Annotated in this window: 19 protein-coding genes; all 19 read right to left on the reverse strand. The window is 40.5% G+C overall.

The annotated features are described in order from the left end of the window. Nucleotides 1–31: 31 nt before the first annotated feature. The 19 genes from AC2TDL_RS08315 to pseG all read right to left on the reverse strand — a co-directional run bounded on the left by AC2TDL_RS08315 (nt 32) and on the right by pseG (nt 22,931). The gene (locus AC2TDL_RS08315; RefSeq protein ID WP_484700190.1) at nt 32–1,480 is read right to left on the reverse strand and encodes a S41 family peptidase; all 1,449 of its coding nucleotides are present in this window, start codon (nt 1,478–1,480) and stop codon (nt 32–34) included. Nucleotides 1,481–1,636: 156 nt separating this feature from the next. Continuing rightward, on the reverse strand, nt 1,637–2,863 hold the full coding sequence (locus tag AC2TDL_RS08320) for a murein hydrolase activator EnvC family protein (RefSeq protein ID WP_484700193.1): 1,227 nt from the start codon (nt 2,861–2,863) through the stop codon (nt 1,637–1,639). A gap of 10 nt (nt 2,864–2,873) precedes the next feature. Beyond that, nucleotides 2,874–3,791, reverse strand: a complete 918-nt coding sequence (ftsX, locus tag AC2TDL_RS08325) for a permease-like cell division protein FtsX (protein ID WP_484700198.1) — start codon at nt 3,789–3,791, stop codon at nt 2,874–2,876. After that, complete coding sequence (gene ftsE, locus AC2TDL_RS08330) at nt 3,781–4,467, reverse strand: cell division ATP-binding protein FtsE (protein WP_484700201.1); 687 nt, start codon at nt 4,465–4,467, stop codon at nt 3,781–3,783. The genes ftsX and ftsE overlap by 11 nt, the downstream gene beginning before the upstream one ends. A 242-nt stretch (nt 4,468–4,709) precedes the next feature. Then, nucleotides 4,710–6,125, reverse strand: coding sequence for an argininosuccinate lyase (gene argH, locus AC2TDL_RS08335; RefSeq protein ID WP_484700204.1), 1,416 nt, complete (start codon nt 6,123–6,125; stop codon nt 4,710–4,712). A 249-nt stretch (nt 6,126–6,374) separates the two neighbouring features. Next, nucleotides 6,375–7,610: an argininosuccinate synthase gene (locus AC2TDL_RS08340; protein ID WP_484700206.1), complete on the reverse strand. Its 1,236-nt coding sequence runs from the start codon at nt 7,608–7,610 to the stop codon at nt 6,375–6,377. A gap of 25 nt (nt 7,611–7,635) precedes the next feature. Then, the gene (gene argF / locus AC2TDL_RS08345) at nt 7,636–8,592 is read right to left on the reverse strand and encodes an ornithine carbamoyltransferase (protein WP_484700209.1); all 957 of its coding nucleotides are present in this window, start codon (nt 8,590–8,592) and stop codon (nt 7,636–7,638) included. A 95-nt stretch (nt 8,593–8,687) separates the two neighbouring features. Continuing rightward, entirely contained in the window at nt 8,688–9,869 is a 1,182-nt protein-coding gene (gene argD / locus AC2TDL_RS08350; protein WP_484700212.1) for an acetylornithine transaminase, read from the reverse strand. 13 nt (nt 9,870–9,882) lie between these two features. Next, nucleotides 9,883–10,671 (reverse strand): acetylglutamate kinase, encoded by a 789-nt coding sequence (gene argB / locus AC2TDL_RS08355; protein ID WP_484700214.1) that lies wholly within the window; start codon nt 10,669–10,671, stop codon nt 9,883–9,885. 68 nt (nt 10,672–10,739) lie between these two features. Beyond that, on the reverse strand, nt 10,740–11,972 hold the full coding sequence (gene argJ / locus AC2TDL_RS08360; protein WP_484700216.1) for a bifunctional ornithine acetyltransferase/N-acetylglutamate synthase: 1,233 nt from the start codon (nt 11,970–11,972) through the stop codon (nt 10,740–10,742). Nucleotides 11,973–11,989: 17 nt separating this feature from the next. Continuing rightward, nucleotides 11,990–13,039 carry an N-acetyl-gamma-glutamyl-phosphate reductase gene (gene argC / locus AC2TDL_RS08365; RefSeq protein ID WP_484700218.1) on the reverse strand — a complete coding sequence of 350 codons (1,050 nt, stop codon included), beginning with the start codon at nt 13,037–13,039 and terminating at the stop codon, nt 11,990–11,992. A 154-nt stretch (nt 13,040–13,193) separates the two neighbouring features. Beyond that, the gene (locus tag AC2TDL_RS08370; protein ID WP_484700220.1) at nt 13,194–14,075 is read right to left on the reverse strand and encodes a YitT family protein; all 882 of its coding nucleotides are present in this window, start codon (nt 14,073–14,075) and stop codon (nt 13,194–13,196) included. 69 nt (nt 14,076–14,144) lie between these two features. Beyond that, a protein-coding gene (gene prfB, locus AC2TDL_RS08375) for a peptide chain release factor 2 (protein ID WP_484701106.1) occupies nt 14,145–15,255 on the reverse strand; the annotation gives its coding sequence in 2 pieces (ribosomal slippage) (nt 14,145–15,182 and nt 15,184–15,255; 1,110 coding nt in all). Nucleotides 15,256–15,655: 400 nt separating this feature from the next. Then, a complete protein-coding gene (gene secA / locus AC2TDL_RS08380; RefSeq protein ID WP_484700222.1) occupies nt 15,656–18,163 on the reverse strand; it encodes a preprotein translocase subunit SecA in 2,508 nt (835 codons plus the stop codon). A gap of 218 nt (nt 18,164–18,381) precedes the next feature. Next, nucleotides 18,382–18,927 (reverse strand): ribosome hibernation-promoting factor, HPF/YfiA family, encoded by a 546-nt coding sequence (gene hpf / locus AC2TDL_RS08385; protein WP_484700224.1) that lies wholly within the window; start codon nt 18,925–18,927, stop codon nt 18,382–18,384. 183 nt (nt 18,928–19,110) lie between these two features. Further along, nucleotides 19,111–19,308 carry a cold-shock protein gene (locus AC2TDL_RS08390; RefSeq protein WP_015847290.1) on the reverse strand — a complete coding sequence of 66 codons (198 nt, stop codon included), beginning with the start codon at nt 19,306–19,308 and terminating at the stop codon, nt 19,111–19,113. 431 nt (nt 19,309–19,739) lie between these two features. Beyond that, entirely contained in the window at nt 19,740–20,885 is a 1,146-nt protein-coding gene (gene pseC, locus AC2TDL_RS08395; protein ID WP_484700225.1) for a UDP-4-amino-4,6-dideoxy-N-acetyl-beta-L-altrosamine transaminase, read from the reverse strand. Then, nucleotides 20,882–21,928, reverse strand: coding sequence for a pseudaminic acid synthase (gene pseI, locus AC2TDL_RS08400; protein ID WP_484700227.1), 1,047 nt, complete (start codon nt 21,926–21,928; stop codon nt 20,882–20,884). The genes pseC and pseI overlap by 4 nt, the downstream gene beginning before the upstream one ends. Next, complete coding sequence (pseG, locus tag AC2TDL_RS08405; RefSeq protein WP_484700229.1) at nt 21,921–22,931, reverse strand: UDP-2,4-diacetamido-2,4,6-trideoxy-beta-L-altropyranose hydrolase; 1,011 nt, start codon at nt 22,929–22,931, stop codon at nt 21,921–21,923. Before pseG ends, pseI begins: the two co-directional genes overlap by 8 nt. Between the last annotated feature and the right edge of the window lie 8 nt (nt 22,932–22,939).

Genomic DNA, 22,939 nt, shown 5'->3' on the forward strand with positions numbered 1-22,939 from the left:
ACCAACCTTTATACCTTTCGACAAGCTAAGCTTATTTCCTGCCCACAATCTCTAATGCTTTTTGCAGCTGTATATCATTTTTGGCATCGCGAATGTAGGCAATAATATCTTCTTCTAGTTCATTCGCCGTTGCTTCATTGATTACACCTGTTACAGGCATGCTATGATCTTGCTGGAACTGCTGAACTGCTTTTTTCGTTAGCTCGTTAAAGTAGCCATCTGTACGATCTACACCGTAACCAAGTGTTTGCAGCATTACTTGAGCGCTACTAATTTGATCATTTAACATATCTTCTTTCAGATCTTCTGTTATATTTAAGCGAGCAACGCTGTAAATAGTTGGTGGTTCAACGACAACATCAGGAGTAATCCCTTTTTCGTTAATCCAATTTCCTTTTGGAGTGAGCCATTTTGCAATCGTCATTTTAATTAGCCCACCATTATCTAGCACGGAATTAAAGCTAACTTGCACTGTTCCTTTACCATATGTTTGTTGACCAACAACGGTAGCCCCTGCTTCTTCCTGCAATGCACCAGCCAATATTTCCGAAGCACTGGCACTTCCGCCATTCGTTAGTACAGCAATCGGGTAAGATTTTTGCGTTCCACCCTTAGCATATGTTTTATCGCGTTTACCGCTGCGATCCTCAACTTGAACTACAATTGAGCCTTCCTTCATCATTAATTGTGCAATTTCTACTACATCCTGTAAGACACCTCCAGGATTGTTGCGTACATCAATGACAAGACCTTTAAGACCTTTTTCTTCTAATGCGGCAAGTTCCTCGGCAAACCGTTCTGCTGTATTAAGTGAAAACTGCGTAATTTCAATAATCCCGATGCCTTGCTCATCAATACTGCTATACACAGTTTCAATATCGATGTCATCTCGAATCAATACGACCGTTATAGGATTTGCTTGACCTTCACGCATAACTTCAAGCTTGGCCTTTGTTCCTTTTTCACCACGAATTAAATTAACAGCCTCTTGTAAGCTCAAACCTGCTAAGCTTTCCCCGTTTACTGATAAAATAATATCTTTAGCTAGCAAGCCGCCTCGTTCTGCTGGCGATCCTTTAATCGGAGAAACAACAACTACTTGCCCATTCTCCAATGACACCTCTGCACCAATGCCAGAGAAAGAACCTTCTATTGATTGAGAAAATTGATTAGCAACATCCTTATCCATATATACAGAATACGGATCACCAAGTGCCTCAATCATTCCTGAAATGGCTCCGTCAATAATATCTTCACGGTTTACTTCAGATACATACTGCGTTTCTAACAAATCAAGTACAGTATTGAGTTGCTTTAATTCTTCTTCAGTTAATTCCGTATTACGCCCTGTCTTTTCAGATAAAATTGATGCTGCAACTGGAACATGATCCAGCTTGTCCACAACAAACAACGTCAAGAACACCGATGCTAACACGGAAATTGTAAGAAGCGCTGCTACTGTACGACCTTTTATTCGCACCGACTTTCACCACCTATTCATATATGCTCTATCTCAGACCATCATAGTATATGACAATTGTAGCTCATTTATTTATCCAATAACAACAGGCTGTCTATAATCTATAGACAGCCCAGTTATCTAATAGTGATACATAAATATGTTATAAGTTCATTATTACTTCAAATAGCTTGATGGATTAACTGGAACCTCGTTCTTGCGAACCTCAAAGTGTAAATGCGGTCCAGTTGAATTACCTGTTGAACCAACTAGTGCAATTTTATCCCCGCGTTTTACTTCATCGCCTTCGCTTACTAGAAGACCACCGTTTTTAATATGACCGTATAGCGTCCAAAGTCCGTTGCCATGATCAATAATTACTGTATTACCATATCCGCTTGTATATTTTGATACGATAACTGTACCAGACTCAGCAGCATAGATCGGTGTGCCGGATGGAGCACCAAAGTCTATACCGTTATGCGCTTTTTTCTTTCCAGTAATTGGATGGATACGTACACCAAAGTTAGAAGTTACGCGATAATCGCCATCTAACGGCATAGCCAGTTTACCACCAGAATATGGATTAGAAATACGTTTTTTCTCAGCATACAGTTTAGAAATTTCTGCAGCTAATTTAACGAGATTACGTTCTTCCTCTTCTGTAATTTCGTTTAACTCTTCTTCTTTGTGCTCAAGCTCGACAGATTTTTGAGCAAGCTGTTCGATAAGCTTTTCCTTCTCATCTTCCTTAGCCAATAGCTCTTTTTCTTCTGCAGCAAGTTTAGCATGCATTTCCTCTAAAGCACTTAGCTGAGCTTCTACTTCAGCCTTTTTATCTTCAACTGCCTGCTGTGCCGCTTTTAAAGAATCTAAAATATCACGGTCAGATTTTAGAATAAGCTGTAAAGAATCAAAGCGATCTAAAAAGTCTGAAAAGCTAGTTGCGGACAATAGAACGTCCAAGTATGAAACGACACCATTAGTGTACATTAATCTCGTACGTGTTTGCATCAATTCATCTTGCTTTTCAACTTGTGCCTCCGCCTCTTCTAGCTCTTGCTTTGTAATCTCTAATTGCTTCTCCGCCTCACGAATATCAGATTCTGTTTGCTCTTTCTTTTTCACTAGAACAGAGATTTCCTTCATCAGCTTGTCACGTTCAGCTTCTAGCTGTTTTTTCTCTGCTAATACTTGGGCTTGCTCTTTTTGAACTTCAGCTTTTTCTGCCTCAGCTTGCTTTGCTCTCTCCTCGGATTGCTTCTTTTGGTTATTCTTTTCTTGGATTTGCTTCTCAATTTGTGAAACCGTTGCAGCATAGCTGCTTGGAGAGATTGCTGCGATCGAAAGTAGTAGTGCAACGATTAGTGTATAAGCTGTTATTTTTTTCTTATTCAACTTCAACTTTTTTCACCTACACCTTCAAATATTTACGCACAGAAACAACACTGCCCCAAATTCCAATAAACGAACCAAGTAAGATCATGATTAAGGCAGTAAAAGGCCATACTTCATTTACAGGCTTTAATTGGAACATCATAAACGATAAATCATACTGAAAAGCTTTAATAATTTGAGCGTAACCAAAGAGGACTACTGCAGTTGTAAAGGTTGAAGTGAGAATACCGATTAGTGCCCCTTCAATAAAAAATGGCCAACGAATAAACGCATTAGTTGCACCGACCATTTTCATTATGCCAATTTCGCGTTGTCGAGCAACGATAGTCATACGAATCGTATTTGAGATTAGCAAGATTGCGGTAACTGATAGTATCGCAACGATAACATAACCTGCATTGCGTATTGCGTTTGTAATTTTAAATAATGTTTCTACTGTCCCTTGTCCATATTTCACTTCTGAAATTGGCGATGTTTCATAGCTTGCGGCAAGTGCAGTAATTTGATCTGCTACCTCTTTAACTTGTTTAGGATTAAATACGTCAACGGTAAAGGTCACAGGCAACGGATTGTTTTCATTGTCATAGCCTTCAAGCCAGTCGCCATTATCCTCACCCATACGTTCACGTAAAATTTCCAATGCTTCTTCTTTCGAAATTAAGGTGAGCTTACTAACTTGCTCAATGTTGCCAATTTTACGTTGCAAATCAGCGATCGTTTCTTCATTAACATCTGTCTCAAGAAATACCCGAATTTGCACTTGACTCTCAATCTGTTCAGCCATCCCATTCATATTAAATGCTAATAAGATAAAAGCACCCAATATTAATAGAGACACAAAAATAGAAGTAATTGATGCAAAGGACATCCAACCATTGCGCCAAATACTCTTAAAGCCTTCTCTAGTATGCCGTGCAAATGTGCTAAATCTCATATCCGTACTCCCCTCTTAGCTCATCGCGTACGATATTGCCATTTTCAATAGCAATGACGCGCTTGCGCATCGAGTTCACAATATCTTTATTGTGAGTTGCCATAACAATCGTTGTTCCACGGAAATTAATTTCTTCTAGTAAGTGCATAATCTCCATTGAAGTTTCTGGGTCAAGGTTACCTGTCGGCTCATCGGCTACGATAACTGCAGGATTATTAACGATTGCTCTTGCAATCGATACACGTTGCTGCTCGCCCCCAGATAGTTGCGAAGGATAGTTTTTATACTTATGCTTTAAACCAACAAGATCTAGCACCTCAAGCGTACGCTTCTTAATAATTTTACGAGGCGCTTCTATCGCTTCCATTGCGAACGCAACGTTTTCAAAAACAGTTAGCTTCGGTAGTAGTCTGAAATCCTGAAAAACAACTCCAATATTGCGGCGTATATACGGAATTTTACGTTGTTTGAGCTTGCCGATATTAAAGCCGTTAACAAAGATCTCGCCTTTTGTTGGCACCACTTCACGATAAATTAACTTCATAAATGTAGATTTACCAGCGCCAGAAGGGCCTACCAAATAAACAAACTCATTACGATCTATTTTGACCGACACACCATTTAGTGCGCTTGTGCCATCCGCATATGTTTTCCATATGTCGTGCATTTCTATCACGTTATCACATCCTGTAAAAAGTTCAATTATATAAATTCGACAGTGTATGGCTAATTCCTTCAAAGATCGCCTTTTCTTAGCATTTTCTAACTTTTTTCATTTTAGCAGCTTCTGAAAAGGAGCTGTTTACACGTCTACAAAATCCAATGCTAGAACATGCATCGACACAAAGAACCAACAAAAAAACGCAAGCGTCTAGGCAATGAATGCCTTGCTTGCGTTTTTTCTTTTTTATTTAATCATTATCGACTGCGCTCGATATACTCTGCTACCCAGCTAGCAGTTTCATTTAGCGCAGCTTCTGCACGAGCAATTGCTGCCTCTACTTGCGGCTTAGCAGTTCCACCGTACACATTACGAGCGTTAACAACTTGCTCTGGTTGCAATACATCGTAAATACGCTCATCAAACAACTCTGAAAACTGCTTAAATTCATCAAGTGATAAATCTAATAAGTATTTATTGTTCTCAATGCAATACAATACTGTTTTGCCTATTACCTCATGCGCTTGACGGAAAGGCAATCCTTTATTTACTAAAAAGTCTGCAATATCAGTTGCATTGGAGAAGTCCTGGTTCACCGCTTGACGCATCCGTGACTGATTAACTTTCATTGTTGCAATCATCGGTGCAAATAATTGAAGTGCCCCCTGTAACGTAGTTACTGTGTCAAACATACCCTCTTTATCCTCTTGCATATCTTTGTTGTACGCAAGCGGTAAAGATTTTAACACAGTAAGCAAACCGATAAGATCACCGTATACGCGACCAGTTTTACCACGCACAAGTTCAGGCACGTCCGGATTTTTCTTTTGTGGCATAATACTACTGCCTGTACAGAAAGCATCATCTAACTCAACAAAGTTAAACTCCGTACTTGACCATAAAATTAGCTCCTCGCTTAAACGAGACAGATGCATCATAATAATCGCTGCATCCGCTAAAAACTCAACAATAAAGTCCCGATCGCTTACAGCATCTAAGCTGTTTTCATAGACACGATCAAATTTTAATTGCTCAGCAACAAAATGACGATCTATTGGAAACGTTGTTCCTGCAAGCGCACCCGCTCCTAATGGCAGTACGTTAATGCGTTTATAGCTGTCCTGCAAACGCTCAATATCGCGTCCAAACATCGAAACATATGCCATCATATGATGAGCAAATAGAATCGGCTGTGCGCGTTGCAAATGAGTATATCCAGGTACAATCGTATCAATATTTGCTTTTGCTTGTCCGATCAGCGCTTCTTGCAGCTTGCGAAGTAGTTCAACAAATTCTACAACACGCTTACGCAACCACAAATGCATATCTGTTGCTACCTGATCGTTACGGCTCCGTCCAGTGTGCAGCTTACCGCCGACAGGCCCCACATCTTCAATTAGCGCTTTCTCGATATTCATATGAATATCTTCATCACCAATTGAAAATTGTTGCTCGCCATTGCGAATTCGTTCAAGCACGCGCAATAATCCCGCTTTAATCGTTTCAACATCCTCTTGCGGCACAATTCCTTGCTTGCCGAGCATCGTTACATGAGCCAAGCTGCCTTGTATATCTTCTTCGGCTAACGCTTTGTCAAATGTAATTGATGCTGTGTACTCTTCAACTAATTGATCGGTTTTTTTCGTAAACCGACCACCCCAAAGCTTACTCACGAGTTCCCTTCCTTTCAAATGCATGACAAGAAGCAGTCTCGTCGCTTCGCAATACATCGCTACGAAATAGTAAGCTCTTATAGACGCTTTTTAAACCTGATGCGTCTTTTTGAAATTTAATGTGAGCATCAGGTTTAAAGGCGTCGCACTTCGTTCTTCAGAGCTTACTATTTCACCGCCAGCAGTGACGCTGACTGCTGCATTTTGCTTAACGAAAGGCAGCTTCATGCCATGTAGCTATTATTTTATTTATTTTTGATTTTGGCTAACGCCTGCAGATACTTTCAAGCGTAATGCATTCAAACGAATAAAGCCTGTTGCATCTCCTTGGTCATAAGCTTGTGAAGGATCTGCTTCCATTGTTGCAATATCAGGGTTGTACAGGCTGACAGGACTTTTTACACCTGCGCTAATCACGTTACCTTTGTAAAGTTTAAGACGTACAACACCAGAAACATTTTTTTGAGATTCTGTAACTAGAGCTTGAATCGCTAAACGCTCTGGAGCAAACCAGAAACCGTTATATACAAGCTGGCTGTATTTAGCAATCAATGAATCGCGAAGGTGCATTACTTCACGGTCCATTGTTAATGATTCCATTTTACGATGTGCTGTGAACAAAATAGTTCCGCCTGGTGTTTCATATACGCCACGGCTTTTCATACCAACAAAGCGGTTTTCTACCATATCAACACGACCGATACCGTGCTTGCCGCCAAGCTCATTTAGTTTTTCCATAACTTGCAGCGGAGTCATCGCTTCACCATTAATCGCTACACAGTTACCTTTGTCAAAGGTTAGCTCAACATACTCCGCTTGGTCAGGAGCACGCTCTGGAGATACGCTTAATACATACATATCCTCATTTTCCTCAGAGCTTGGATCAAACCAAGGATCCTCAAGCATACCGCTCTCGAAGCTAATATGCAATAGGTTACGGTCAGTGGAATAAGGTTTAGCTGCAGATGCAGTTACAGGAATGCCATGTTTTTCAGCAAAAGCAATCATTTCTGCACGACCTGGGAAATCCGCACGGAATTTCTCAGAGCGCCATGGAGCAATAACCTCAATTTCTGGAGCAAGCGCAGCAACACCAAGCTCAAAGCGCACTTGGTCATTCCCTTTACCTGTTGCGCCATGTGCAATGTATTTCGCACCTTCAGCACGTGCGATTTCCACCATACGTTTCGCAATAAGCGGACGTGCGATAGAAGTACCTAGCAAATATTGACCCTCATACAATGCTCCTGCTTGAAACATTGGGAAAATAAAGTCTTTTGCAAACTCTTCACGCAAATCATCAATGTATACTTTAGAAGCACCTGTTTTTAATGCTTTTTCTTCTAGACCGTTAAGCTCTTCTTTTTGCCCGATATCTGCTGTGAAAGCAATGATTTCTGCATCATAAGTTTCCTTTAACCATTTTAAGATGATCGATGTGTCCAGACCACCAGAGTAGGCTAGTACAATTTTATCCTTTGCCATAGTTCAATCTCTCCCTCAACAATTCTTAAGACATAATCGCTGCCATGATCGCTTTTTGCGCATGCAAGCGATTTTCAGCCTGATCAAAGATAATAGAATGCTCACCATCAATAACGCCTTCTGTTACTTCCTCACCACGATGAGCAGGTAAGCAGTGCATAAACATAAAGTTTGGATCTGCAAGCTTAACAAGTTCTTCATTAACTTGATAATTGGCAAATGCAATTTCACGTTCCTTTTGCTCTGCCTCTTGTCCCATACTTGCCCATACGTCAGTATAAACAAAGTTCGCCCCCGCAATTGCTTCCTTCGGATCACGACAAACTACAATTTTAGATCCTGTTTCCTCGGCAATTGCATAGGTTTGCTTCACAATATCAGCATCTGGCTCATAGCCTTCCGGTGTTGCAATCGACATATCGATACCAAGCTTCGCAGCACCCATCATTAGAGAGTGTACCATATTGTTGCCGTCACCGATATATGCTAGCTTAACCCCGTCGAAAGAGCCGTGCTTTTCATAAATCGTTTGATAGTCAGCCAGTGCCTGACAAGGATGAGATAAGTCAGTTAGACCATTAATGACAGGAATCGTTGCACCACGCGCTAATTCAACTACTTTACGATGCTCAAACGTACGAATCATAATTCCATCCAAATAACGAGATAATACTTGAGCAGTATCCATAATTGTTTCACCGCGACCGATTTGCAAATCATTACCGCTTAAGAATAGACCTTGTCCGCCAAGTTGATATATTCCAACCTCAAATGAAACTCTTGTACGAGTGGAGGCTTTTTCGAAAATTAGTCCAATTGTTTTGCCGCTTAGCGGTTTATACTCCTCACCAGCTTTTTGCTTAGCCTTCAGTTCTATTGCTAAGTCAATTAAATAGTGCAGTTCCTCTTGCGTAAAATCAACAAGCATAAGGAAGTCTCTACCCTTCATGCTTTGTGCAATTTCTGCTTTGCTTCTTCCCATATCGCTTCCTCCTTTTTCTATACAGCACAATGCTGATGTCACTCTAGCATAGCAAGAGCGCATCAGCAATTTCAATTCAATATTAACGCAAATCTTTAAGCTAAAAGCTTACTTAAAATTGCGACTGCTTGATCGATTTCAGCATCACTTACAAGCAAGTTTGGCAACAAACGAAGAACATTAGGACCTGCGTTTAAAATTAGCAATCCTTCCTGCTGTGCTTTCACGATAAGCTCCGCAACAGGCCCTTTGCATTCGATGCCGACGATTAAACCTAAGCCACGTACATCTTTAACCATAGAGCTGTTTGCCAGTTGTTGACGCAACTTGTTGATTAAGTATTCGCCTTGCTTAGCCGCATGAGCAACGACATTTTGACTAACGATTGTTTCCAACGTCGCTTTTACTGCAGCAGTAGCGATAGGTGTACCACCAAATGTAGAACCGTGCGTACCAGCGGTAAAAGCTTCACGTAAATACTCTTTTGCAGCCATCGCACCTACTGGAAAACCGCTTCCTAATCCTTTTGCCATTGTAAAAATATCTGGCTCAATGCCAAAATGCTCATAAGCAAACAATTTGCCTGTTCTGCCGATACCAGTTTGCACTTCATCGACAATTAACAGGATACCTTCTGCTTGACATAGCTTAGCTACTTCTTGAATATATACTGAATCAACTGGATAAATACCGCCCTCTGCTTGCACCATTTCCAACATTACAGCAGCAGTTTCATTAGTAATCGCAGCCTTTAAAGCATCAAGATCATTAAATGGAACATGTTTAAAGCCTGCAGGTAATGGACCAAAGCCATCTTTTACTTTATCCTGTCCAGTTGCCGTCAAGGTTGCCAATGTACGACCATGAAATGATTGGTTAAACGTAATAATTTCAAAACGTCCATTATTTTTAACTCTTTGTTGATAGCGACGAGCTAATTTAATTGCTGCTTCATTCGCTTCTGCACCAGAGTTACAGAAAAATACTGCATCAGCACAGCTATTATCTGTAATTAATTTTCCCGCTTCCGCTTGATTAGGAATTTGGAAAAGATTAGATATGTGCCACAAAGAATCAAGCTGTGCCACCAATGCTTCTTTAACCGCTTTTGGGACATGACCTAAATTAGTAACAGCAATTCCGCTCATAAAATCTAAATACTTTTTGCCTTCATTATCCCATAGCCAGCTTCCTTCTCCTTTAACAATCGTTAACGGATATCTTGCATAGGTTGGGAATAACGATTGACTAGTCGCTTCTATTGTACCTTGACTCACCAAAATCACCTCTCTACCCTTTAATGACCGTTCCTACTCCGCCTTCTGTAACAGCTTGAGTTAAAACGCCCTCAATTGAACCACTGACAATAACTACTTCTTGAACATCGCCTTGAATACATTGAATTGCAGCTCTTACTTTCGGAATCATGCCGCCATAAATTTCCCCGCTAGCAATCATCTCTTCGATATCTGCAACAGTCACCTCTGGCAAAGTCACTTTCTCGCCATTGATCGTCTTCATAATACCCGGCACATCCGTTACGACAATCATTCGTGATACGCCAAGCTGGGAAGCAACTGCCCCTGCAGCCGTATCGGCATTTATATTATAACGCTGCCCGCTGTCATCAATCCCAATAGGTGCAATGACTGGAATATAGCCCATATTCATAATGCCTTCAATAATCGCTGCATTGACCTCCGTAACTTCACCAACAAAGCCGATCTCTGCATGATTGGCAACTGGCTTAGCTTTAATTAGCTTACCATCAACACCAGATAAACCAATCGCTTTCGCACCGTTAGTTTCTATTTTACGAACAATCTCTTTATTAATACGACCCGCCAGTACCATTTCAACAACATCTAGCACTTGATCGTTTGTTTTACGTAAACCTTGCACAAATTCCGTCTCAATGCCAAGCTTGTCTAAAGTTTCTGATATTGCAGGTCCCCCGCCATGTACAATAACAGGAGCTATTTTGTTTGCCTGCAAATCGCGAAGCTCTGCAAAAAAGCTAGCTGGCAATGCCGCCAACGTACTACCACCGCATTTCATAACAAAGCGTTGCTGCACCATTTCTGCCCCTCCTACATCATCCATTTCAATGTTTATCTCTGTCGTTTGGCTAGCAGTTTAATTTTGATTTACGTACGATATGCTGCATTAATACGCACATATTCATAGGTTAGATCACAACCCCAAGCAACCGCTTTTCCGTCTGCCATATTCAAATTTACTGAAATCACAACAGTGTCGCCTTTTAGATACTCAAGAGCTTGGTCTTCATCAAACGGCACTGGAGCAGATTGACGCAAGGTCACAATATCGCCTAGTGCAATATCAACTGTGTCAGGGTTGACAGGTTGCCCCGCGCGTCCTACTGCAGCAATAATTCGTCCCCAATTAGCATCGGCGCCAAATACAGCAGATTTCACTAGAGAAGAGCCAATAATTGTTTTAGCAATCGCTTGTGCTGCTTCATCACTTTGCGCACCTTCAACGCGTACTTCAACTAGCTTAGTTGCTCCTTCGCCATCTCGCGCAATTGCTTTAGCCAAATGCACACAAACATGTGTCAGCGCTGCCTTGAATGATTGCCAGTCAGGATGAGCTTCGGTTAATGTTTCATTACCAGCCAAGCCGCTTGCCAACACAATCAGCATATCGTTTGTGCTTGTATCACCATCAACTGTAATCATATTAAAGCTAACATTTGTAACCTCGCGCAATAGGTTTTGTAGCACTGCTGGCTCAATATTCGCATCGGTTGTAACAAAGCCGAGCATTGTTGCCATATTCGGATGAATCATACCTGATCCTTTAGCAGCTCCACCAATCGTAACACGCTTGCCGTCAACCGTTAGCTCAACAGCAATTGTTTTTTTCACGAGATCAGTCGTTAAAATGGCTTGGCTAAAGTCTTCTGCGCCTTGGGCATTTGCTTCCAGCTTGCTTGGCAACTGTTCAATTCCAGCATAAACTTTATCCATTTTTAACAACTCGCCGATAACACCTGTTGAAGCTACTGCAACCTCGTTATGAGCAACTCCTACTGCTTCGGCAAAAGCATTGCGCATATTAAATGCATCATCTTCCCCTTGTTTACCTGTACAGGCATTAGCATTTCCACTATTAACGATTACTGCACGCAATCTGCCGCTAGCAGCAATACTTTCCTTCGTTACTTTAATCGGCGCCGCTTGAAATATATTCGTTGTATATACAGCAGCTGCTGCTGCTGGAACTTCACATACAATTGCACCTAGATCATAACGCTCAGTTTTTTTTAAGCCACAGTGCAATCCGCCCGCAACAAAACCTTGTGCGGATGTGACGGAGCCATCCGCCACAATATTAAATAACTGACCCTCTGACATTCCACTCTTCTCCTTATTTAAGGGTACACAGGAACGAATTGCAAGCCTGTTGTCTCGTCCCAGCCCATCATAATATTCATATTTTGAATCGCTTGACCAGCCGCACCTTTAACGAGGTTATCAATAACAGAAACAATGATTACACGCTTCGTGCGCGGATCAATAGAAAAACCGATATCACAATAGTTAGAGCCCCAAACTTCCTTCGTTGCAGGCAAATTGCCTTGCGGACGAACACGTACAAATTTGCGACCTTCATAATAGCTTTTATAAAGTTCAATCAATTGTTCTTCCGTTACATCATCATTCAACTTCGCATAGATTGTTGATAAAATCCCTCTTGTCATTGGTACAAGATGCGTTGCAAACGTAACAGTAACCTGTTGATTAGCAATATTAGATAAAACCATCTCGATTTCTGGAATATGTTGATGCTTATTCAACTTATAAGCTTTGAAGTTTTCGTTCAGTTCAGAATAGTGATTACCTAATGAAACACCGCGTCCTGCTCCAGATACTCCTGATTTTGCATCAATAATTAAAGAACTCGGATCAATTAAGCCTGCTTGCAGCGCAGGCACGATACCAAGTAACGTTGCGGTAGGATAACAGCCTGGGTTAGAGACAAATTCTGCATTTTGTACTTGCTCGCCATATACCTCTGCAAGACCAAATACAGCTTTATCAAGATACTCTTGCTCAGCCGCTGGTTTCTTATACCATTCTTCATAAGCTGTGCGATCCTTTAATCTAAAGTCACCAGATAGATCAATAACTTTTAAGCCCTGATTTAAATATTGCGGGGCAAGTTTAGCAGCTACTCCTGCAGGTGTCGCCAAAAAGACAAGGTCTGCCTTTTGCTTAATTAGTTCAGGATTGACATCATCCAATAATTCTTCACGAATACCTTGCAAGTGTGGATAGCCTTCCTTTACAGGAGCTCCTGCATTTGATGAAGAAATTACTGAAGTAACTTCTGCATAAGGATGTGCCTCTAGCAAGCGCATTAGCTCCACGCCGCCATAGCCCGTCGAACCCACAATTGCAATTCTCAGCTTCGTACTCATACTACCGCTTCCTCTCATACCCATTTATATCAATTCTTTTATTTTACAATAGTGAACACAGAAAATGAATATTCATAATAATGTATTATTATACATATTGTTTTATAAAAATACAATGATGACTTATACTCCTATTTTCATCATTATGATTTCATTAGGACTGAAAGGATTTAAAGCCTTTCCCTAGCACTTCAGCAGTATTGCTTATAATGACAAAGGCATCTGGATCGTGACGTGTTACTGTTTTTTTCAGCTTCACCACTTCTTGCTGTGCGACTACTACCATCAATACATTACGACTGTTGCCCGTATATCCGCCTTCGCCTTTTAGTTTCGTTAATCCACGGTCGAGCTCATGAAGAATGATTGGCTCTAATTCGTCAGAGCGCTCGCTAATTATGTAAGCAACTTTAGATAGCTGAAGTCCATTTTGCGTAAAGTCTATCGTTTTGCTCGTAACAAACAAGGAAATTAGGGCGTACAAAGCAATTTCAGGCGCAATAACAATTGCTGTACCGATAATAACGATACCATCAAAGCAGACTACTGCAAGATTATACGGTATACCTGTAAGTTTATGCAGCATTTGTGCAGCTAAATCTAATCCGCCTGTTGAACCTCCACCACGATATACAATTGACAATCCAAGACCGACTCCTATGCCACCATAAATTGAAGCAAGAATCGGTGTATGTGTTGGCGACGGGAGGTGTGAAGTTATAAGTACCATTAACGGGAAAACAATCGAACCTAATACAACCTTGGCACCGAATTTTTTACCAAGCACAATCGTCGCAGCTATAAGCAACGGAATGTTAAGCACCCATTGGGTAATCGCTGGAGTAATGTTCGCAAGACGTTGCACAAGTACCGATATTCCAGCTACACCACCTGCTGCAATACCGTTAGGAAGTAAAAATAAATTAAAGCTCAATGCAAGCACAGAAGAACCAATGATTACTTGAATAATGTTCCAGCTTACCTGTAAGGCAGGAGATAATTCTCGTTTTGGTTGTCGTGAAAGCTTACGGACCATCGATACTTTTCTTCCTTTCTTATGGAAAAAAGAGAGTCGCATTGATTATGCAAACTCTCTTTTTTAATCTTATACTTGTTGCTTAATCTGACTACGCAAATAACCATCGATAAACATATCGATATCTCCGTCCATCACCGCATTAACATTGCCAGTTTCCACGGAAGTGCGATGATCTTTAACCATACTATACGGGTGGAACACGTAGGAGCGGATTTGACTCCCCCATGCAATTTCGCTTTGTTCTCCGCGAATTTCTGCAAGCTCCTTCATTTGTTCCTCTATTTTGCGTTCATATAATTTGGAACGTAGCATTTTCATCGCACGTTCACGGTTAGCAATTTGTGAACGCTCTTGCTGACAGGCAACAATAATCCCTGTTGGGATATGTGTAATCCGAACAGCAGATTCTGTTTTGTTAATGTGCTGTCCACCTGCGCCGCTCGAACGGTACGTATCGACCTTAAGATCTTCAGGACGAATTTCAATTTCAATCGTATCGTCAATTTCTGGAACAACATCACAAGACACAAATGAAGTATGACGACGACCTGCAGAGTCAAACGGTGAAATTCGCACAAGACGATGAACACCTTTCTCTGCTTTTAAATAGCCATATGCGTTATAACCTTTAATTAATAAGCTGACGCTTTTAATACCCGCTTCATCACCAGGCTGATAATCCAATACTTCCACTTTAAAGCCACGCTTTTCTGCCCATCGGGTATACATACGATATAACATCAGCCCCCAATCCTGCGACTCTGTACCTCCAGCACCTGGATGAAGCTCCAGAATTGCATTTAAGCGGTCATATGGTTGATTAAGCAGTAGTTGCAGCTCAAAATCCGATAACTTATTAGAGAGCGCCTCAATGCCTGCTGCAAGCTCTCCTGCCATCTCCTCATCTTGTTCTTCCTCCACAAGCTCGAGCATCATCTCTAAATCTTGTTGCTCACTTTCTAGCTTATAATATTGCTCAACAACTGATTTGACAGCATTTAATTCAGAAATTATCGATTGTGCACGTTCATTGTCATCCCAAAAATCTGGCATCGACATTTTTTCTTCAAAGTTGGCGATCATCTCTTGCTTAAGTTCTAAGTCAAAGAGACCCCCTAAGTGTTTGAAGTCGATTAACCATTTCTCGCAACTCTTGCTTTAACGAAACATCTATCATCATTCATCGATCTCCTAATTTTAAATAAATGCTCTAGCAGTTCGGCTTTCAGGACCGAGAAGCTTGCATGAAGCCAGGGAACGAGGAGCGCAATGTACGCGGCATTTGGTACATGAGCACCGCAGGCTCCCGATGAATGCAAGATTCGACGTCGATTTGGCACCATGAATTCGCTTCGTCATCAAAGTCGTACTGCTTGAGCTACTTCTTTTAATCAACGCTCTAGCAGTCCGGCTTTCAGGACCGAGAAGCTTGCATGAAGCTAGGGAACGAGGAGCGCAATGTACGCGGCATTTGGTACATGAGCACCGCAGGCTCCCGATGAATGCAAGATTCGACGTCGATTTGGCCACCATGAATTCGCTTCGTCATCAAAGTCGTACTGCTTGAGCTACTTCTTTTATTTGCCGTGGCATTGTTTATACTTCTTCCCACTACCACACGGACAAGGGTCATTACGGCCAACGCGCTCTTCACGACGAACTGGGCGTTTAGCACCATCTTCACCGCCGCCACTAGTCGAGGAAGTTTGTCCTTTTACAACCTCTTGACGCTCAAGGTTGCTTTCAATTCTTGCTTTCATAATATATTTAGAAACTTCCTCTTGAATTGCTTCTACCATGCTTTGGAACATTTCATAGCCTTCAAATTGATACTCACGAAGCGGATCTGTTCCACCGTAAGCACGTAAATGAATACCTTGGCGTAAATGATCCATTGCATCGATATGATCCATCCATTTGGAATCAACTGCACGCAATACGATAACTTTTTCAAATTCACGCATTGCCGTTTCGCCAAGCTGACGCTCACGCTCATCGTATGCTTGTACTACTTTATTGAAAATTGTATCAACAATCTCTTCTTTTTCTTTACCCCATATATCGTCACGTGTTAACGAACCTTCTTCAAGCAAATTTGCATGTACGTAATCGATAATCGCCTGTAAATCCCATTCTTCAGGAATATCGTCTACGCAATGTGCTTCCACAGTACGCTCGATAACTGGTTTAATCATTTCCATAACTTCATCGCGAATGTTATCGGATTCCAATATATCACGACGTTGCTTATAAATAACTTCACGCTGTTGGTTCATTACATCGTCATATTGCAAGACAATTTTACGAGTATCAAAGTTACTTCCCTCTACTCGTTTCTGCGCTGACTCGATCGCCTTAGTAATCATACGACTTTCAATTGGCTGATCCTCATCAAGTCCTAAGCGATCCATCATCGCCATTATGTTTTCAGCACCGAAACGGCGCATCAGTTCGTCTTCCATCGACAAGTAGAATTGGGATGAACCCGGATCCCCTTGACGACCGGCACGACCGCGCAGCTGATTATCAATACGGCGGCTTTCGTGACGTTCAGTACCTATAATATGCAGACCACCTAATTCTGCTACCCCTTCACCTAGCAAGATGTCAGTACCGCGACCTGCCATATTTGTTGCAATTGTAACGGCACCAGGCTGACCTGCACGTGAAATAATTTCAGCTTCCTCAGCATGGAATTTAGCATTCAGCACTTTATGCTTAATACCGCGGCGTTTTAACATTTCAGATAAAACTTCTGAGTTTTCAATAGAAATTGTACCTACAAGCACAGGCTGATTATTTTGATGACGGCGCACAATTTCTTCAACAACAGCCTTGAACTTACCATTTACAGTTTTATACACAACATCCGGCATATCTACGCGGATCATTGGGCGGTTCGTTGGAATTTGGATTACATCCAATCCGTATATTTTACGGAACTCCTCTTCCTCTGTTTTCGCAGTACCGGTCATACCAGCAAGCTTACGATACATACGGAAATAGTTTTGGAATGTAATCGTTGCTAGCGTCATGCTTTCATTTTGAACTTTAAGTCCTTCCTTCGCCTCAATCGCTTGATGCAAGCCATCGCTATAACGGCGACCAGCCATTAAACGGCCTGTAAATTCATCAACAATAACAACTTCCTCATTTTCAACAACATAATCCACGTCGCGTTTCATAATATAGTTCGCTTTTAACGCCTGTTGAATATGATGGTTAATTGTTACATTGGCATGATCAAATAAGTTCTCAATTCCAAATGCACGCTCCGCTTTAGAAACCCCTTCTTCTGTCAACATCACGTTTTTCAGCTTAATGTCGATAGTAAAGTCATCGCCTTCTTTCAAGCGTTCAACCAAACGTTGAGCTGCATGATAAAGCTCTGTCGACTTAGCTGCTTGTCCAGAAATAATTAGCGGTGTTCGCGCTTCGTCAATTAAAATAGAGTCAACCTCGTCAATAATCGCATAATGAAGCGGACGCTGTACCATTTGCTCTTTATACAACACCATATTGTCACGCAAATAGTCAAAACCAAATTCATTATTCGTTCCGTACGTAATATCGCAAGCATAAGCTGCTTGTTTTTCAGCATGTGTAAGGCCATGTAGGTTACAGCCAACTGTTAGTCCTAGAAACTCATAAAGTTGACCCATTATTTTACTATCACGTTCAGCTAGATAACCGTTGACGGTAATAACATGTACACCTTTACCAGTTAAGGCATTTAAATAAGTTGGCAATGTGGCAACAAGCGTTTTACCTTCCCCTGTTTTCATCTCAGCGATTTTACCTTCATGAAGCACCATACCGCCGAGCAACTGTACATCAAAGTGACGCATATTTAATACACGCTTAGATGCTTCACGTGCTGTAGCAAAAGCTTCAGGCAAGATTGAGTCAAGCGATTCCCCATTCGCAATGCGAGCTTTATACTCATCTGTTTTTGCACGCAATTGTTCGTCCGTAAGCGCCTGATACTGAGGCTCCATTGCATTTATTTGTTCAACAACCTTCGTTAGTCGTTTTATTTCCTTTTCGTTATAATCACCAAAGATCTTTTTTACCAATCCGAGCATGGCTTTCCCCTTCCGATTGTTCGACTTATGCTTAAAATTTTAACAGTTTGTTGCGTTAATCGCAATGTATTCACTTTACGTTCTCCAAGTATTGGAAGAATTTCGTTTAATTTTCTTTAAGTTTATAAATGAAATAAGAATAGATTGAAATATAAAAAGGTGCTTATAGCACCTGCATTTGCAGAAACTAAAGCACCCTTGTGCGATTATTTGAATTTTTATTGTTCCTCAATTAGACCGTATTTACCGTCACTTCGTTTATAAACGACATTGATTGATTTCGTTTCCGCATTAGAGAATACGAAGAATGTATGACCGAGCATATTCATTTGCAAAATCGCTTCTTCCACGTCCATTGGCTTAAACGTAAAGCGTTTTGTTCGAACTAGCTCAAATTCCTCCTCATCATCTAGTACTGTAACAGCATTATTAGCCTCTTGGAAAATTGCCTTACTTCCACCGCTTTGGCGAATTCTGCGGTTAATTTTCGTTTTATGTTTACGTATTTGACGCTCCAGTTTATCGATAACTGCATCAATGGAAGCGTACATATCATCACTGCGTTCTTCTGCTCGCAAGAACATTCCGGAAATTGGTATTGTAACCTCAACTGCATGTTGTCCTTTCGTAACAGAAAGTGTGACGTTTACTTCGGAGGTGATCGAAGGATCGAAATATTTCTCCAATCTACTGAGTTTCTTCTCAGCATAGTCCCTTAGTGCATCAGTAACTTGAACACGTTGTCCTCGAATATTGTAGATCATGTGGCACTCCTCCTTTATATGTTTACATTATAACATATGCAAAAGGAAGATTCAAAATAGATTTTTGTTAATTTCGAATTTTCTGATAAATTTTCACAAAATTTTAACTAAAAAATCCCTCTCACTATTTGTTGGAGAGGGATCATCATTTTCACTATAATAGAGGCTTAAGTTGCCTTATAATTACAGTTTAACTACATTTGCAGCTTGTGGACCGCGTGCGCCTTCAACGATATCAAATTCTACCGCTTGGCCTTCTTCTAGAGTTTTAAAGCCTTCAGCTTGGATAGCGGAGAAATGAACGAATACATCTCCACCTTGTTCAGTTTCAATGAAACCGTATCCTTTTTCTGCATTAAACCATTTAACTTTTCCTTGCATGTGCAAACATTCCCTTCGTCTTATAAATGCTGTGTGGCTGCATTATGGGCCCACAATTTGACTATACAATGCTTGGTGCAAATTGTCAATGAATTTTTTGTAAGCGAATTCATTCAAGTTGTTATAACTTTTATAATAATATGTTGCAATTTAATAGTTTTTGAATGGTTTTGATCATTTAAAGTTGTAATCTAATTACAAAATATACTCACAAAACTCGAAAATAAGTCGAAATTTAAAAATGCTTTCTAGGTTCTAAGACAGATGTGTTAAGAGATTCGTGTAAGAATATTAATTTTTTACAAATAAGTAAAACTCTCATTTAAAATCATGGATGAAAATAATTCTCTAGACACCTTCTAATAAGCACTAAATCTCATGTTTCAGTTTCTTGTTCTAACTGATGATAATTTGTCTCTTTGTCCATCATCCTAAGCTATTATTTTTTTAAAAATTTCAACTACATCACAAACATCTTGGTCTGACATTTTAGGATATAGAGGAAGAGTTAAAGCGCCTTCATACCAACTCTCAGCAATTGGGCAGAGCCCCTTCTTATATCCAAATTTCTGATAGTACGGAAACCAATACACTGGGATATAGTGAACATGCACTCCTATATTGGACGCACGCATTTCTTCAAATATCTGCTTACGACTTTTCCCAAGAACTTGTTCATCTAATTGTATTGAATATAAATGCCAACCTGATTGGCAGTCAGAAGATTGATAAGGAGTCGTAACACCCTTAGTATCTTGCAGAAGCTCTGTATATAATGCAGCTAATTCACGTCTTCGTTTCATAAAGCGATCCAGCTTACCCATTTGAGTTATACCTAATGCAGCTTGCAGATCAGTCATACGATAGTTGAACCCAAGATCAAGCATTTCATAATACCAATCTCCTTGCTCTTTAGCATAAGGAGTGGTCGTAATCCCATGCGAACGAAAAAGCTTCAACTTCTCATAATAATCTTTGCTATTCGTAACGATAACACCGCCTTCAGCAGTAGTTACTGGTTTAACAGGATGAAAGCTAAACATCGTCATATGAGCTTGTGTTCCGACTTTCTTTCCTTTATATTCCGCCCCTAAAGAGTGAGCGCCATCCTCTATAACGATTAAGCGATGTTGCTCTGCAATTTTCATTATTTCATCAATACGACATGGTTGACCTGTAAAATCTACAGGAATAATTGCTTTTGTTTTAGCTGTAATGTTTTTCTTAATTTGCTCCGGATCAATATTGTATGTTTTGGGATCAATATCAGCAAACACAATATTGGCTCCCAAATAACGTGCACAGTTAGCACTTGCAGCAAACGTAATAGGAGTTGTGATAACCTCGTCATCAGACTGCACTCCAGCAGCATAACATGCTCCATGCAAGGCAGCAGTACCATTGGAAAAAGCAACTGCATAATTTGCACCAACATATTCTGCTACCTTCTGCTCAAATTCTGAAATTTTTGGTCCTGTAGTTAGAAATGGAGATTTTAGTACCTCAATAACAGCATTAATATCGTCTTCGTCAATCCATTGCTGGCCATAAGGAAGTAATTGATCTCGTTTCATCATAACAATAAATCCCAGCTTAAAGCTGTTCCTTTCTTTACGTCTCTTTTAATGGATTTTCCTAGCACCAAATCATAATACTTTGTTTCTAATCCTAAACCTGGTCGAACGTTTCTCAAATTTCTTTCCGTTAATACATCCCCTGCTTTCATATCCTCACCAATATAAAGGGATCTTCTATTTTTTACAGATAGCTTTTCTGCTTCTGTAGGACCATATTGAATATGACCAAGGCTTTGCCAAGCACGTTCTGTTTCTTCTACAAGCATTTTTAATTCATGAGGTTCCATTGAGAAAGCTGCATCTACACCACCATCCGCGCGTGAAGTTGTAAAGTGTTTTTCGATTACAGTAGCTCCAAGCGCAACTGCTGCAACAGCAACTCCAATTCCCATTGTATGGTCGGACAACCCTACTTCTGTTTGAAATAAGTCTGCCATATGTGGAATAGTAACCAGATTCGAGTTTTCTGGCGATGCTGGGTATGTGCTTGTACATTTAAGTAAAATAAGCTGCTCATTACCTTCTGCCCGTACTGTTCGAACTGCTTCATCAAGTTCAGCAGCAGTAGCCATACCAGTCGAAATAATAATTGGCTTGCCCGTACGAGCAACTTTTCGTATAAGAGGAATATCAACATTTTCAAACGACGCTATTTTATAAGCTGGTACATTTAAACTTTCCAAAAAGTCTACTGCTGTTTCATCAAATGGTGAACTAAATGCTAGTAAACCAAGATCCTTACATTTGTCAAAGATCGCTTTATGCCATTCCCACGGTGTATAAGCTTGCTTGTATAGACTATATAGGGATTGTCCCTTCCATAAGTCTTCTTCATTAGATATAAAGAACTCACCTGAATGCACATCCAGTGTTATCGTGTCTGCAGTATAGGTTTGCAATTTAACCGCATCTACCCCAGCCTCTGCTGCAAGCTCAACTAAATGCAATGCACGATCTAACGATTGATTATGATTTCCTGACATTTCAGCAATAACAAAAGGTTTCACATGTTTTCCAATTTCTTTATTTCCAATTTTAATCATTAATAAGTCCCACCATTTCTTGAAGCCAAGGGTTTACAATGCCTTGACTTGCCGTAATGTTAAGCCCTTGCTTGCTCATTGACGACAGCTTCAAGCCAAGCTCGGGTAATTGCTTTAACAGATGTAAGTACGTATCTGAGGTTACTTGCTCATGCCGTCCTAGGTAAATTACAGTTCCTAGTTGAGCGGCGATCTCTGTAATCGCTTGTTGATTGTCTGCAACAACAGTGCTGGAAGATGGTAAACCGACATAACATCTCTCCCACATCGCAGAGCCGCCAGCTCCGATAGCAAAATCAGCTTGCCGCATCAAATCAGCTAGGTGATTGATTTGACAATAAAAACTTACTTTTAATTGACGACATCTCTGTTCAATTTCATGACGAGCAGTGTTACTTCTTCCTACCACAACATCAATATGTTGCAAACCAACACCAAACTCAAAAAATGATTGCATCCGTTCTAATGCACTAAGCACCTTTAATGTTTCCCCCGTCGGATCGCTTCCCCCCATAAAGATAAGAAGACGATTAACTTTACCGTCACGAATGATCGATTTTATTCTTGCTTCAATAAACTCTTCCCTCATAATAAGGTAGGCTGGTCCAAGAAGTTTTTTACAACCTTCTGGTACTAAACCATCATAACGCTTTTCATAGTTATCCAATATGTTTGGATCTAACAGTAAGTCACAATCATGAGCGCGATTTGCCAAATCATCAATCACTACTATTTTACGAGCAAATGAACGCATTTTTTTTTCCCAAACAATATCAAGCAAATAATGGTCCACAATAAGAATATCGACATACTGCTCTTGTTCTGTTACGGTAAAACCTTCATCCTCCACATAACGAATTAGATTTCCCTGCAAGTTTTCCATCCAAAAGCAAACTTGGTGACCAAGACTTCGCAAAGCTTTGGCAATCGTTAAACAACGCATGACATGTCCACTGCCTATAGCAACTGAAGCATCCGCGCGAATTAAAAACCTTAACATCATATTTTCTT

The organism is Paenibacillus sp. plas6, from assembly GCF_057221655.1.